Source organism: Pseudomonas sp. Z2-11 (assembly GCF_054161305.1).
On the sequence record NZ_CP096395.1, the window covers coordinates 4,875,032 to 4,889,345 of the forward strand.

Below are 14,314 nucleotides of genomic sequence, written 5' to 3' on the forward strand. Positions count from 1 at the left end.
CGACCCCTACCGTGATGGGGCTTCGCCGCAGCCGCCTGAGGAGAGAACTAGAAATGACCTTCGTCGTCACCGACAACTGCATCAAGTGCAAGTACACCGACTGCGTAGAAGTCTGTCCGGTGGACTGCTTTTACGAAGGCCCGAACTTCCTGGTCATTCACCCGGACGAGTGCATCGACTGCGCCCTGTGTGAACCGGAATGCCCGGCGAACGCCATTTTCTCGGAAGACGAAGTGCCGGCCGGTATGGAGAACTTCATCGAGCTGAACGCCGAACTGGCGGATATCTGGCCGAACATCACCGAGAAGAAAGACGCCCTGCCCGACGCCGAAGAATGGGATGGCAAGACTGGCAAGATCGCAGACCTGGAACGCTGATTACCCAGCGTTCGCTGAAAAGGCCCCTTGCGGGCCTTTTTGCTGCCTGGAACAAAATCGCGGGCAAAAAAAAGGGGCGGTTTGACCCGCCCACATTTTTTCCATAATCCCTTTAATCCTTTTCATCGTCCTGATGAATCGCGTCCTGCGATGTCCTTCCTGTCCCATCGTCCTTGACGGGTGTGTCTGTCCGTCGACACAGGATTGATATTAGAGTTTTCCCAAACGAGTGCAATGCCTCGGCGGCGCTCCGCCGGCACTGTCACGAGCCATTCACACTTATGAAAATCTTTTAAAAACAGTTATTTGCAAGCTTATAAAGCGCTTTATTAGCAATCTGTCCCATCGTCGTGGAACCGAACGCTTACGTAACACTAGGCAAAAGCTTACAAACTGAAGCTACAAAATGGGCTGATGAGAAATTCTCTCTGCGGCAAAAGCAAAAGCCCCGAACTCAGTCGGGGCTTTCTCTGCTGCGCTTGCCTGATTTACTGGAACAACGACTCGCTAGACAGGCCGTTCTTCTCCAGGATCTCCCGGAGGCGCTTGAGGCCTTCGACCTGGATCTGCCTGACCCGCTCACGGGTCAAACCAATCTCCAGACCCACGTCTTCAAGGGTGCTGCTTTCATGACCGCGCAAGCCGAAGCGGCGGATCACCACTTCCCGTTGCTTGTCCGTGAGCTCCGAGAGCCATTGGTCGATGCTCTGGGACAAGTCATCATCCTGGAGCAACTCGCATGGATCGGTCGGACGATCGTCGGTAAGGGTGTCGAGCAGCGTCTTGTCCGAGTCTGGCCCCAGTGAAACGTCGACCGATGAGACCCGCTCGTTGAGACCGAGCATGCGCTTGACCTCGCCCACCGGTTTTTCCAGCAGGTTGGCGATTTCCTCGGGTGAAGGTTCGTGATCGAGCTTCTGGGTCAACTCGCGGGCGGCCCGCAGGTAGACGTTGAGTTCCTTGACCACGTGGATCGGCAGCCGGATGGTCCGGGTCTGATTCATGATCGCCCGTTCGATGGTCTGGCGGATCCACCAGGTCGCATAGGTCGAGAAACGGAAGCCGCGCTCGGGGTCGAACTTCTCGACGGCGCGAATCAGGCCCAGGTTGCCCTCTTCGATCAGGTCCAGCAACGAAAGCCCACGATTGACGTAGCGTCGGGCGATTTTCACCACCAGGCGCAGGTTGCTTTCAATCATGCGTTTTCGACCCGCCGGGTCGCCACTTTGCGACAAGCGCGCAAAATGAACTTCTTCCTCGGGGGAGAGCAATGGTGAGAAGCCGATTTCGTTGAGGTACAGCTGAGTGGCGTCCAGCGCCCGGGTGTAATCGATGTACTTATGTTGTTTAAGTGAAGCGGAGTGTTTGGATTTGGCACGAACGGAAGGTGGAGTCGCCCCTTCATCATTCGACATCGAATCCATAGCGATGCCGGTCTCCATAAGGAGGACCTCATCGTCGATGTCAAACTCCGGCACTTCTTTACTGAGAGCCATTGTTATAGTCCTTTGGTGAGTTCGACCTCAAGCTCAAGCGACGCCTTTATCCTTGGCAACGCTGGAGCCTGTTCCCTCTACGCGACGGAACAGGCTGACAAGCAAATCAACGACGTGGCAGGAATTGCAGCGGATCCACAGGTTTACCTTGTCGGCGAATCTCAAAATGCAGTTTCACTCGATCCGTACCCGTTGAGCCCATTTCGGCAATTGTCTGTCCGACCTTGACCTGCTGCCCCTCCCGAACCAACAGCCTGCGGTTGTGACCGTAGGCACTGACGTAGGTATCGCTGTGTTTGATGATCACGAGTTCGCCGTAGCCCCTTAAACCACTCCCGGCGTACACGACCGTGCCATCAGACGCTGCCAAAACAGGCTGTCCCAAATCCCCGGCGATATCAATTCCTTTATTCAAACTACCGTTTGAAGAGAATTTTCCAATGAGAACGCCATTAGAAGGCCATCCCCAGCCGGTCGGGGCGGGGCCCGCCGGAGGCATCGGAGCGGGTGCCGGCTTGTTCGCGACGGACGGTACAGTCGCCGTTGCGGCACTGGCCGGACGACGGATAACCGTGGTTTTGCTCGAGGATGACGGGGTCGAACCCGACTGCGTCACGACCGCGGTAGGCGTTGAGGCACTGCGACCGTCAAAGCGAATTGTCTGACCCGGATGGATCGTATAAGGCGCAGGAATGTTGTTGCGAGCCGCGAGGGCTTTGTAGTCCCAGCCGTAGCGAAACGCGATGGAAAACAGCGTATCGCCGCGACGGACTACATACTGGCCGGTCGTCACTGTAGGCCGCTGCGGTGTCGCATTGTTGCGATCGACCACCCGGACATTACCCGACGGAGTACTGGAACAACCGACCAGCAAGGTACTCAAGAGAAGGCCAGTCACCAGGCGCTTGAAGCTCGTGATACCCATACGCTGCGCAATGACTGTGAGACTCACCCGCCGCTCCCTTTGTGGTGGCTGAAAAAATTGCACACTGCCTGTCCAGGCAGAAATATTGCCCCGTGGCGAGCCGACACCACGCTTCTATATAGGAAGCGCGAAAAGCTGCCGCACACGTTTGCTCGACGCTGTTGAACGCTGTTCGGCAAACCAGCGCTCGTCGAACAGCTGCTGCCGTAAGACACATGTCGTGCCCCGGAATTCAGCATCTGTCTATAAATGCTCAGGCCAATGGCCCATTGAGCAACGGCACGAAACGCACCGCCCCGAGGACGTGTCGTGAAAAACCGTGTTCTTCACGCACAATCAACATCAGTTGCTGGACTTCGCCCGCACCCACCGGAATCACCAGTCGCCCGCCGGGAGCGAGTTGGTCCAGCAGAGCCTGGGGAACATCGGTGGCAACGGCCGTGACGATGATGCCGTTATAAGGCGCCAGTGCCGGCCAGCCTTCCCATCCGTCGCCCCAGCGAAACACCACGTTGCGCAGGTTCAGCTCCACCAGGCGCTCCTTGGCGCGATCCTGCAGGACCTTGATTCGCTCCACGGAAAACACCCGCTCCACCAACTGCGACAATACCGCGGTCTGGTAGCCCGAGCCCGTGCCGATCTCCAGCACCTTGTCCAGCGGCCCCGCTTCCAGCAGCAACTCGCTCATGCGAGCCACCATGTAGGGCTGGGAAATGGTCTGGTTGTGGCCGATCGGCAACGCCGTGTCTTCATAGGCGCGATGGGCCAACGCTTCATCGACGAAAAGATGACGCGGCGTACGGCGAATCACCTCGAGCACCTGGGCGTTGGACAAGCCTTCTTCGTACAGCCGCTGGATCAACCGTTCCCGGGTCCGCTGGGAGGTCATGCCAATCCCGCGGCGCAGCATATCGTCTTGTTCACGACCCATCAGCGCAGCCCCTCCAGCCAGCCATCGAGACTTCGAAAGGCATCGTTGAAAGTGCGGTCGAGCTGCAAGGGTGTGATCGAGACATAGCCCTGCATCACTGCATGGAAGTCGGTGCCAGGCCCGCCATCTTCGGCATCACCAGCAGCGGCGATCCAGTAGCCAGCCTTGCCGCGCGGGTCGACAACATGCATCGGCCTGGCGGCACGGGCGCGGTGGCCCAGGCGAGTGAGCTGGATGCCACGGATATGATCAAGCGGCAGATTAGGGATATTCACGTTCAGCACCGTACGCGGCGGCAGGTCCAGCTCGCCATAGGCCTGCACCAGTTTGCGGGCGAAGTAGGCGGCAGTGGGCAAATTGTCGACCTGCCGTGAAACAAACGAAAAGGCAAACGACGTATGGTTGAGGAAACGACCTTCCAGGGCGGCGGCGACCGTTCCGGAATACAGTACGTCATCGCCCAGGTTGGCCCCCAGGTTTATCCCGGAAACCACCATGTCGGGCTCGCGCTCCAGCAGGCCGTTCAGGCCCAGGTGCACGCAATCGGTCGGCGTACCGTTGAGGCTGATGAAACCGTTGTCCAGGTAGCAGGGATGCAACGGACGGTCGAGCGTCAGCGAGCTGCTCGCGCCGCTTTTGTCCTGGTCCGGGGCGATGACCACGCACTCGGCAAAATCCGCCAGCGCAGCATAAAGCGCGGCAAGACCGGGTGCTGTCACCCCGTCGTCGTTAGAAATCAGAATACGCATGGGCTGTCCGTCTGCCCCACCGGCACCAGATCGACGAGTTCGCGCACCAAGACAGTGGCGAAACATCCGGCCGGCAGGACGAATTCCAATTGCAGAATGTCAGGCGAGGGATAATGCCACGACAGCCCGCCAATGGGCAGTCGCAGGATGCGACGTTCGTGACTCATTCCCGCGTTTATCAACCAGTCCCGCAGATCGGCCTCGTCAGCGGCGATGGCCTGCTCCAATTCGAAGGTTGCCGCGGCGGCGGGCGAAGGTCCTTCGCCCCACTGCGGCCCGGTCGGGTGCAGATCGAGAATGGCCAGGCGCGGATCGCTGCACTCAGCCTCACCGGCTGGGAAAAAACTGCGGCTGTCGGTAAAGGCGAGCAAGTCGCCCACCTGGGCTTGCCGCCAGGTACCGTCGGCGACTCGCGCCGCCAGCACCCGGTTGAACAGAAAGCTGCGCGCGGTGGACAACAGCCGAGAACGCACGTTGCGCTGCTCCGGCAAAGCCTTGCGCGCCGCCCAGGCACGGGCATCGACGACGTTGCCGCCATCATGGCCAAAGCGCTGGGCACCAAAATAATTCGGAATGCCTTGAAGGGCGATGTGTTGCAGACGTGTCTCGATAGACTCTTTGTCGCCCGAGAATTGGGTCAGACGCAAGGTAAAGCCATTGGCCGAGTGCGCGCCGCGCTGCAGCTTGCGTCTGTGGCGTGCGGTCTTGAGGATCTTCAGCGTATCGTTTTCTGCCGTCGACAGGTCTGGGTCGGCCTTGCCGGGCAACTGCACGCTGAACCATTGCCGGGTCAGGGCCTGACGATCCTTGAGCCCGGCGTAGCTGACCGTGCGCAAAGGCACGCCGGCGGCCTTGGCGATTCGCCGGGCAGCCTCCTCGGTATTCAAGCCGCGTTTTTCCACCCAGATCCACAGATGCTCGCCATCACCGGACAACGGAATATCAAGCACTTCGTCGACCTGGAAGTCCTCGGCGGTAGCCTTCAGTACCGCACGGCCCAATGTCTCACCGTAGGCCCGCGGGCCCAAGAGTTCCAGTTCGGTCATGGGTGCTGCAACAAGGCGACGGAATGAACGGCGATGCCTTCTTCGCGACCAACGAAACCAAGCTTCTCGGTCGTGGTGGCCTTGACGTTCACCTGGTCCAGCTCAACCTGGAGATCCTCGGCAATCCGCTGGCGCATCGCTTCGATGTGCGGCGCCATCTTGGGGGCCTGGGCAATAATGGTGTTGTCGACATTGGCGACGACCCAGCCCTTGGCGTGGATCAACGCGACCACGTGGCGCAGCAGTACACGGCTGTCAGCGCCTTTGAATTGCGGGTCGGTGTCCGGGAAATGCTTGCCGATGTCGCCCAGGGCAGCCGCGCCGAGCAGAGCGTCGCTCAAGGCGTGCAGCAACACGTCACCGTCAGAATGCGCAAGCAGCCCGAAGCCGTGTGCGATACGCACGCCGCCCAGAGTAATGAAGTCGCCTTCAGCGAAACGGTGAACATCGTAGCCGTGGCCAATACGCATAAAAAAACGCCCCGATTTTTGTCAGGGCGTGATTCTACCTGCATTAGGCGTTCAGAGCGCGCGCATGATGCTGCAAGTGTTCATCAATAAAGCTGGCGATGAAGAAATAGCTGTGGTCGTAGCCTGGTTGCAGGCGTAACTCCAGCGGATGACCGGCCGCTTTGGCCGCCTGCTGCAGCGCTTCGGGCTTGAGCTGATTGGCCAGGAAATCATCGCGATCACCCTGATCCACCAGCAGTGGCAGCTTTTCCTGCGCCTCGGCAATCAATGCACAGGCATCCCACTCACGCCATTTCGAGCGGTCTTCCCCCAGGTAGCGGGAAAAAGCCTTCTGCCCCCACAGGCAATCCATCGGGTTGTTGATTGGCGAAAAAGCCGACACCGAACGGTAGCGCCCAGGGTTGCGCAAGGCGCAGACCAGCGCGCCATGGCCGCCCATGGAATGACCGCTGATGCCGCGTTTATCCGAGGCAGGGAAATGTGCTTCGACCAGCGTCGGCAATTCCTGCACCACATAATCATGCATCCGATAGTGCCGCGCCCAAGGATCCTGCGTGGCGTTCACATAAAAACCCGCGCCCAGGCCGAAATCCCAGGCGCCGTCCGGGTCGCCCGGCACGTCGGCGCCACGGGGGCTGGTATCCGGCGCAACGATGATCAGCCCCAACTCGGCGGCCATGCGCTGGGCACCGGCCTTGTGCATGAAGTTTTCATCGGTGCAGGTCAGTCCGGACAACCAGTACAGCACCGGCAGCTTACCGCCCCGCTCGGCTTGCGGCGGCAGGTAGACGGCAAAGACCATGTCACAACCGAGCACTTCGGAACGGTGTCGGTAACGTTTGTGCCAGCCGCCGAAGCTTTTCTGGCAGGAGATGTTTTCCAGGCTCATGACCGACCTCAGAAATGAATAACGGTACGGATGCTCTTGCCTTCGTGCATCAGGTCGAATGCCTTGTTGATATCTTCCAGGCCCATGGTGTGGGTGATGAAAGTATCCAGCGGGATCTCGCCCTTTTCGGCCATTTCCACATAGCTTGGCAACTCGCTGCGACCACGCACGCCGCCAAAGGCCGAACCGCGCCAGACGCGGCCGGTTACCAGCTGGAATGGACGGGTGGCAATTTCCTGGCCGGCCCCGGCCACGCCGATGATCACCGACTCGCCCCAGCCCTTGTGGCAGCATTCCAGCGCGGCGCGCATCAACTGGACATTGCCGATGCATTCAAAGGAGAAGTCCACGCCGCCATCGGTCATGTCGACGATGACTTCCTGGATCGGGCGATCGAAGTCTTTCGGGTTGACGCAATCGGTCGCGCCGAGCTGCCTGGCGATTTCAAATTTGGCCGGGTTGATGTCGATGGCGATGATGCGCGAGGCCTTGGCTTTCACTGCGCCGATCACTGCCGACAGGCCGATGCCGCCCAGGCCGAAGATTGCCACGGTGTCCCCTGGCTTGACCTTGGCGGTATTGAGCACCGCGCCGATGCCGGTGGTGACGCCGCAGCCCAGCAGGCAGACTTTTTCCAGCGGCGCTTCTTTTGGAATCTTCGCTACGGAGATTTCCGGCAGCACGGTGTATTCAGAGAACGTCGAAGTGCCCATGTAGTGGAAAATCGTCTCGCCCTTGTAGGAAAAGCGCGAAGTGCCGTCCGGCATCAGGCCTTTGCCCTGGGTGGCGCGAATCGCCTGACACAGGTTGGTCTTGCCCGATTTGCAGAATTTGCACTGGCCGCACTCCGGTGTGTACAGCGGAATCACATGGTCACCCACCGCCACCGAAGTCACGCCTTCGCCAATGGCCTCGACGATCGCGCCGCCTTCATGTCCGAGGATCGACGGGAAGATCCCCTCCGGGTCGGCGCCCGACAACGTGTAGGCGTCGGTATGGCAAACGCCCGAAGCCACCACGCGCAACAGCACCTCGCCGGCTTTCGGCATGGCGACGTCGACTTCAACGATTTCCAGGGGTTTCTTGGCCTCGAAGGCAACGGCGGCGCGCGACTTGATCATTCGGATTCTCCGGCAAATAAAAACAAGACCGGGAGTGTAATCCTTCGCCGAACGATGAATAATCCAACCAAAAGCAAAACATTATTGCCGTATAGGGACAATCTTCCATGTCTGACAATCGCTGGGAAGGCATCGACGAGTTCGTCGCCGTGGCCGAATGCAGCCAGTTCACCGCGGCGGCCGAGCGCCTTGGGGTTTCGTCTTCTCACATCAGTCGACAAATCGTACGGCTGGAAGAGCGTCTGCAGACACGATTGCTCTATCGCAGTACCCGGCGTGTGACCCTCACCGAGGCTGGTCAGACTTTTCTCCAGCATTGCCAACGCCTGCAGGACGGACGCGAGGAAGCGCTGCGGGCGGTGGGTGATCTCACCAGCGAACCCAAGGGCATGCTGCGAATGACCTGCGCCGTGGCCTATGGCGAGCGCTTTATCGTGCCGCTGGTGACGCGGTTCATGGGGCTGTACCCGCAACTGCGAGTAGACATCGAACTGAGCAATCGCCCACTGGACCTGGTCCACGAAAGTCTTGATCTGGCGATTCGCCTCGGCCGCCTGCAGGACTCGCGCCTGGTCGCGACACGCCTGGCGCCGCGGCGCATGTACCTCTGCGCATCACCGTCCTATCTGGAACGCTACGGTCGGCCCCACAGTGTGTCGGAACTGAGCCGTCACAACTGCCTCATCGGCAGCTCCGACATTTGGCAACTGGAGCAGAACGGGCGGGAATTTTCTCAACGGGTGCAGGGAAACTGGCGTTGTAACAGTGGGCAAGCGGTGCTTGATGCGGCGCTGCAAGGGGTGGGTTTGTGCCAATTGCCGGATTATTACGTGCTTGAACATCTGCACAGCGGTGCGCTGATCTCTTTGCTGGAGGCTCATCAGCCGCCGAATACGGCGGTTTGGGCGCTGTACCCGCAGCAGCGACATCTGTCGCCCAAGGTGCGCAAGTTGGTGGATTACTTGAAGGAGGGGTTGGCTGAGCGGCCGGAGTATCGGGGGTGACCGTGGTTTTTGTGTTACCTGAGCAATTGCTATCGCGAGCAGGCTCGCTCCCACAGAGGTTTCTGGTTGTACCCAACATTCATGGCGACTGAAGATCCAATGTGGGAGCGAGCCTGCTCGCGAAGACGGTCAGGAAGACGCCTCCAGCGCTCAGCGCCGATTCGTCCAGCGCTGGCGCAACCACTCCAGGTCTTCCGGCCGGGTGACCTTGATGTTGTCCGATCGCCCTTCGATCAACCGAGGCGCCTGCCCCGCCCATTCCATGGCCGAAGCTTCGTCGGTGATCAGTGCATCCGCCACCAGGCTGTCGGCCAGGGCCCGATGCAAGGCGCCGAGGCGGAACATCTGTGGCGTGTAGGCTTGCCAGATCACGCTGCGATCGATTGTTTCCAGCACACGGCCATGCTTGTCGACGCGCTTGAGCGTATCGCGGGCGGGCACTGCCAACAGTCCTCCGACCGGATCGTTCGCCAGCTCATGGAGCAATGTGTCGAGATCGCCTCGCGCCAGATTGGGCCGCGCGGCGTCATGCACCAGCACCCAATCGAAATCGTCGGCGCCGTGTTCATGAAGGTGCAACAAGGCATTGAGCACCGAATCGGAACGCTGCTCACCGCCGTCCACACGCTGGATTCGAGGATCGCTGGCGCAGGCCAGTGTCGGCCAGTAAGGATCATCCTGTGCAACGCTGACCACCACGCCCTTGACGGTTGGGTGGTCGAGAAAGCAGCCAAGGCTGTGTTCGAGAATGGTAAGTCCGCCCAGCTGCAGATATTGCTTGGGACGGTCCGCGGCCATGCGGGCACCAACGCCCGCGGCAGGAATCACGGCCCAGAAGGCCGGCAAACGAATACTCATTGGGCCAACTGGTAGAGGGTTTCGCCCTCCTTGACCATGCCCAGCTCATGTCGAGCCCGCTCTTCAACGGTCTCCATGCCTTTTTTCAGCTCTGTCACTTCGGCGTCCATTACCCGGTTACGCTCCAGCAGCGCCTCGTTTTCAGCGTGCTGGTCGGCAATTTGCTGAGTCAGGTCGGCCACTTGCGCCAGGCTGCCATTACCCACCCACAGGCGGTACTGCAAGCCGGCCAGCAAGAGAAGCAAGACAAGAAACAACCAATTGGGACTGCGCATCGAATATCAGTATCCAGTGAAAAAAGACCGCCATGCCAAACTTGAAGGTCTGATAGCACGAAGCCTGGAAAATCCAGGCTTGTGCTTGATAAGGCATCAGATTAGAGGCAAAACCGTCGCCTTGGCGACCTTTGCGACACAATCCGCTGTCTTTTTACCATTTACCGCTTAGCCGCGAAACTCGGCACGGCCGTTGTACTTGGCCTTGCCGTTCAACTGCTCTTCGATACGCAGCAGTTGGTTGTACTTGGAAACGCGGTCGGAACGGCACAGGGAACCGGTCTTGATCTGGCCTGCCGCAGTCCCCACGGCCAGGTCGGCAATGGTCGAATCTTCGGTTTCACCGGAACGGTGGGAGATGACCGCGGTGTAGCCGGCAGCCTTGGCCATCTGGATGGCTTCCAGGGTTTCGGTCAGGGTACCGATCTGGTTGAACTTGATCAGGATCGAGTTGGCGATCTTCTTGTCGATGCCCTCTTTCAGGATCTTGGTGTTGGTCACGAACAGGTCGTCACCCACCAGCTGGGTTTTCTCGCCGATCTTGTCGGTGAGGATTTTCCAGCCAGCCCAGTCGGACTCGTCCAGGCCATCTTCGATGGAGATGATCGGGTAGCGCTCGGTCAAGCCCTTGAGGTAGTCGGCAAAACCTTCGGCGGTGAACACCTGGCCTTCGCCGGACAGGTTGTATTTACCGTCTTCGAAGAACTCACTGGCCGCGCAGTCCAGGGCCAGGGTCACGTCGGTGCCCAGCTTGTAGCCAGCGTTGGCCACGGCTTCGGAGATCACTTTCAGCGCGTCTTCGTTGGACGCCAGGTTCGGCGCGAAGCCGCCCTCGTCGCCAACCGCGGTGCTCAGGCCACGGGCCTTCAGCACAGCCTTGAGGTGATGGAAAATCTCGGTGCCCATACGCAGGCCTTCGGAGAAGGACTTGGCGCCGACCGGCTGGACCATGAACTCCTGGATGTCGACGTTGTTATCGGCATGCTCGCCGCCGTTGATGATGTTCATCATCGGCACCGGCATCGAGTAGACGCCCGGGGTACCGTTCAGGTTGGCGATGTGCGCGTACAGCGGCAGGTCCTGGTCCTGGGCGGCAGCCTTGGCGGCGGCCAGGGAAACGGCGAGGATCGCGTTGGCGCCCAGGGTCGCTTTGTTTTCGGTACCGTCGAGTTTGATCATGGCCTGGTCGAGGGCTTTCTGGTCGGCAGGGTCCTTGCCCAGCAACAGGTCGCGGATCGGACCGTTGATGTTGGCGACGGCTTTCAGCACGCCCTTGCCCAGGTAACGGCTCTTGTCGCCATCACGCAGCTCCAGCGCTTCGCGCGAGCCAGTGGAAGCACCGGACGGCGCGCAGGCGCTGCCGATGATGCCGTTGTCGAGAAGCACGTCCGCTTCGACAGTGGGGTTGCCACGGGAGTCGAGAACTTCACGACCTTTGATGTCGACGATTTTTGCCATTGTTGTGAACACTCCAAAGTTGACGAAAACGACGCAGCGAGAGGAAATCTTTACCGTCGGCGGGTACAGAGCAGCGGGCAGACTCGCCGACGATAACGCCCGGCCCGCAGGCCAGAGCGTTTATCGAGCGGTACTTTACCGGAGAAAGCCGTGTTACGCGGTTTCTATCGTCGGAAAACCCTTGACCAGCTCGTCCAGCGCCTTGAGCTGAGACAGGAAAGGTTCCAGCTTGTTCAAGCGCAGGGCACAAGGGCCGTCGCACTTGGCGTTGTCCGGATCAGGGTGGGCTTCGAGGAACAGGCCCGCCAAGGACTGGCTCATGCCGGCCTTGGCCAGGTCGGTTACCTGGGCGCGACGACCGCCGGCGGAATCGGACCGACCACCGGGCATCTGCAGCGCATGAGTGACGTCGAAGAATACCGGGTACTCGAACTGCTTCATGATGCCGAAGCCGAGCATATCCACCACCAGGTTGTTGTAGCCGAAGCTCGAACCGCGCTCGCAGAGGATCAGTTGATCGTTGCCGGCCTCTTCGCACTTGCTCAGGATGTGTTTCATTTCCTGGGGCGCGAGGAACTGGGCTTTCTTGATGTTGATCACCGCGCCGGTCTTGGCCATCGCGACCACCAGGTCGGTCTGGCGCGACAGGAAGGCCGGCAGTTGGATGATGTCACAGACCTCGGCGACAACCGCGGCCTGGTCAGGCTCGTGCACGTCGGTGATGATCGGCACGCCGAACGCTTGCTTGATGTCCTGGAAGATCCGCATGCCCTCTTCCAGGCCCGGACCACGGTAGGACGTCACGGATGAGCGGTTGGCCTTGTCGAAGCTGGCCTTGAACACGTAAGGGATGCCCAGCTTCTGGGTGACCTTGACGTATTCCTCACAGACCTGCATTGCCATGTCGCGGCTTTCAAGCACGTTCATGCCGCCGAACAGCACCATGGGTTTGTCGTTGGCAATCTCGATGTCGCCGACGCGGATGATCTTCTGGGCCATGGTCTTATGCCTTCTTCTGGTGTTGAGCCAAAGCGGCTTTCACGAAACCGCTGAACAACGGATGACCGTCACGCGGTGTCGAGGTGAACTCCGGGTGGAACTGGCAAGCGACGAACCACGGGTGATCCGCGGCCTCGACCACTTCAACCAACGCACCGTCACCGGAGCGGCCGGAGATTTTCAGGCCGGCTTCGATCAGTTGTGGCAGCAGGTTGTTGTTGACTTCATAGCGGTGGCGGTGACGCTCGACGATCACGTCCTTGGCGTAGCAATCGTGCACCTTGGAGCCAGCTTCAAGCAGGCATTCCTGGGCACCGAGGCGCATGGTACCGCCCAGATCGGAAGTTTCGGTACGCACTTCGACCGAGCCGGTGGCGTCTTCCCACTCGGTGATCAGGCCCACGACCGGGTGGCCGCTGGCGCGATCGAATTCGGTGGAGTTGGCGTCCTTCCAGCCCATCACATTACGCGCGAACTCGATGACGGCCACTTGCATGCCCAGGCAGATACCCAGATAAGGCACCTTGTTCTCGCGAGCGTATTGCACCGCGGTGATCTTGCCTTCCACGCCCCGCAGGCCAAAGCCGCCCGGCACGAGGATCGCATCGGCGCCTTCAAGCAGGCCGGTGCCCTGGTTCTCGATATCTTCGGAATCGATGTAGCGCAGGTTGACCTTGGTGCGGTTGCTGATGCCGGCATGGCTCATCGCCTCGATCAGCGACTTGTAAGCGTCCAGCAGCTCCATGTACTTGCCGACCATGGCGATGGTGACTTCGTGCTCCGGGTTCAGCTTGGCATCGACGACCGCGTCCCATTCGGACAGGTCGGCGCTGGCGCATTGCAGGCCGAAGCGCTCGACGACGAAGTCATCCAGGCCCTGGGAATGCAGGATGCCGGGGATCTTGTAGATGGTGTCGGCGTCTTCCAGGCCGATCACCGCACGCTCTTCAACGTTGGTGAACTGGGCGATCTTGCGGCGCGAGGAAATATCGATCGGGTGGTCGGAGCGGCAGATCAGCACGTCCGGCTGCAGGCCGATGGAGCGCAGCTCCTTGACCGAGTGCTGGGTCGGCTTGGTCTTGGTTTCACCGGCGGTAGCGATGTACGGAACCAGTGTCAGGTGCATCAGCATCGCGCGCTTGGCGCCGATTTCGAAACGCAGCTGGCGGATGGCCTCAAGGAACGGCTGGGATTCGATGTCGCCCACGGTACCGCCGATCTCGACCATCGCCACGTCGGCGTCGCCGGCACCCTTGATGATGCGGCGCTTGATTTCGTCGGTGATGTGCGGAATGACCTGGATGGTCGCGCCCAGGTAGTCACCCCGACGCTCCTTGCGCAACACGTGCTCGTAGACACGGCCGGTGGTGAAGTTGTTGTTCTGGGTCATGGTCGTGCGGATGAACCGCTCGTAGTGGCCCAGGTCCAGGTCGGTCTCGGCGCCGTCGTGGGTGACGAACACTTCACCGTGCTGGAACGGGCTCATGGTGCCCGGGTCGACGTTGATGTACGGGTCCAGCTTGAGCATGGTGACCTTAAGTCCCCGCGCCTCCAGGATGGCCGCCAATGAAGCCGAGGCAATGCCTTTCCCCAATGAAGAAACAACACCGCCCGTGACGAATATGTAGCGCGTCATGAAAAACCCTAGAAGTCTGCGTTAAAGCGGTCCGAGCCGCCGGGGAGAGCGAAGGAAGGCCGAAGCCCCCGATCACCTGC

The 14,314-nt window shown here is 60.0% G+C and carries 15 protein-coding genes; 2 read left to right on the forward strand and 13 right to left on the reverse strand.

Features of this window, described 5'->3' with window-relative positions:
• The first annotated feature begins 53 nt into the window (after nt 1–53).
• The gene (fdxA, locus tag M1E16_RS21615; RefSeq protein ID WP_030139464.1) at nt 54–377 is read left to right on the forward strand and encodes a ferredoxin FdxA; all 324 of its coding nucleotides are present in this window, start codon (nt 54–56) and stop codon (nt 375–377) included.
• 488 nt (nt 378–865) lie between these two features.
• Here the strand turns inward: fdxA and rpoS are convergent, their stop codons facing one another.
• The 8 genes from rpoS to M1E16_RS21655 form a co-directional block, all read right to left on the reverse strand.
• On the reverse strand, nt 866–1,873 hold the full coding sequence (rpoS, locus tag M1E16_RS21620) for an RNA polymerase sigma factor RpoS (RefSeq protein ID WP_003198289.1): 1,008 nt from the start codon (nt 1,871–1,873) through the stop codon (nt 866–868).
• Nucleotides 1,874–1,979: 106 nt separating this feature from the next.
• Entirely contained in the window at nt 1,980–2,825 is an 846-nt protein-coding gene (locus M1E16_RS21625; RefSeq protein ID WP_458128341.1) for a peptidoglycan DD-metalloendopeptidase family protein, read from the reverse strand.
• A gap of 226 nt (nt 2,826–3,051) precedes the next feature.
• Complete coding sequence (locus tag M1E16_RS21630) at nt 3,052–3,687, reverse strand: protein-L-isoaspartate(D-aspartate) O-methyltransferase (protein WP_161796107.1); 636 nt, start codon at nt 3,685–3,687, stop codon at nt 3,052–3,054.
• Between the two features lie 41 nt (nt 3,688–3,728).
• A complete protein-coding gene (gene surE, locus M1E16_RS21635; protein ID WP_458128342.1) occupies nt 3,729–4,478 on the reverse strand; it encodes a 5'/3'-nucleotidase SurE in 750 nt (249 codons plus the stop codon).
• Nucleotides 4,466–5,524, reverse strand: coding sequence for a tRNA pseudouridine(13) synthase TruD (truD, locus tag M1E16_RS21640; protein WP_458128343.1), 1,059 nt, complete (start codon nt 5,522–5,524; stop codon nt 4,466–4,468). Before truD ends, surE begins: the two co-directional genes overlap by 13 nt.
• Nucleotides 5,521–5,994, reverse strand: a complete 474-nt coding sequence (ispF, locus tag M1E16_RS21645) for a 2-C-methyl-D-erythritol 2,4-cyclodiphosphate synthase (RefSeq protein ID WP_458128344.1) — start codon at nt 5,992–5,994, stop codon at nt 5,521–5,523. Before ispF ends, truD begins: the two co-directional genes overlap by 4 nt.
• Before the next feature lie 43 nt (nt 5,995–6,037).
• Nucleotides 6,038–6,883 (reverse strand): S-formylglutathione hydrolase, encoded by an 846-nt coding sequence (gene fghA, locus M1E16_RS21650; protein ID WP_458128345.1) that lies wholly within the window; start codon nt 6,881–6,883, stop codon nt 6,038–6,040.
• 8 nt (nt 6,884–6,891) lie between these two features.
• The gene (locus M1E16_RS21655) at nt 6,892–8,004 is read right to left on the reverse strand and encodes an S-(hydroxymethyl)glutathione dehydrogenase/class III alcohol dehydrogenase (protein WP_214915574.1); all 1,113 of its coding nucleotides are present in this window, start codon (nt 8,002–8,004) and stop codon (nt 6,892–6,894) included.
• Between the two features lie 107 nt (nt 8,005–8,111).
• Between M1E16_RS21655 and M1E16_RS21660 the strand changes: the two genes are divergently transcribed.
• Entirely contained in the window at nt 8,112–9,008 is an 897-nt protein-coding gene (locus tag M1E16_RS21660) for a LysR substrate-binding domain-containing protein (RefSeq protein WP_092330626.1), read from the forward strand.
• A 150-nt stretch (nt 9,009–9,158) separates the two neighbouring features.
• Here M1E16_RS21660 and ispD read toward each other — a convergent pair whose 3' ends face one another.
• The 5 genes from ispD to M1E16_RS21685 form a co-directional block, all read right to left on the reverse strand.
• A complete protein-coding gene (ispD, locus tag M1E16_RS21665) occupies nt 9,159–9,866 on the reverse strand; it encodes a 2-C-methyl-D-erythritol 4-phosphate cytidylyltransferase (RefSeq protein WP_458128346.1) in 708 nt (235 codons plus the stop codon).
• Nucleotides 9,863–10,141, reverse strand: coding sequence for a cell division protein FtsB (gene ftsB, locus M1E16_RS21670; RefSeq protein ID WP_003184873.1), 279 nt, complete (start codon nt 10,139–10,141; stop codon nt 9,863–9,865). Before ftsB ends, ispD begins: the two co-directional genes overlap by 4 nt.
• A gap of 168 nt (nt 10,142–10,309) precedes the next feature.
• Nucleotides 10,310–11,599 (reverse strand): phosphopyruvate hydratase, encoded by a 1,290-nt coding sequence (eno, locus tag M1E16_RS21675; RefSeq protein WP_258631378.1) that lies wholly within the window; start codon nt 11,597–11,599, stop codon nt 10,310–10,312.
• A 153-nt stretch (nt 11,600–11,752) separates the two neighbouring features.
• Nucleotides 11,753–12,598 carry a 3-deoxy-8-phosphooctulonate synthase gene (kdsA, locus tag M1E16_RS21680; protein WP_041022908.1) on the reverse strand — a complete coding sequence of 282 codons (846 nt, stop codon included), beginning with the start codon at nt 12,596–12,598 and terminating at the stop codon, nt 11,753–11,755.
• Between the two features lie 4 nt (nt 12,599–12,602).
• Nucleotides 12,603–14,234, reverse strand: coding sequence for a CTP synthase (locus M1E16_RS21685; protein WP_434572132.1), 1,632 nt, complete (start codon nt 14,232–14,234; stop codon nt 12,603–12,605).
• Nucleotides 14,235–14,314: the final 80 nt, after the last annotated feature.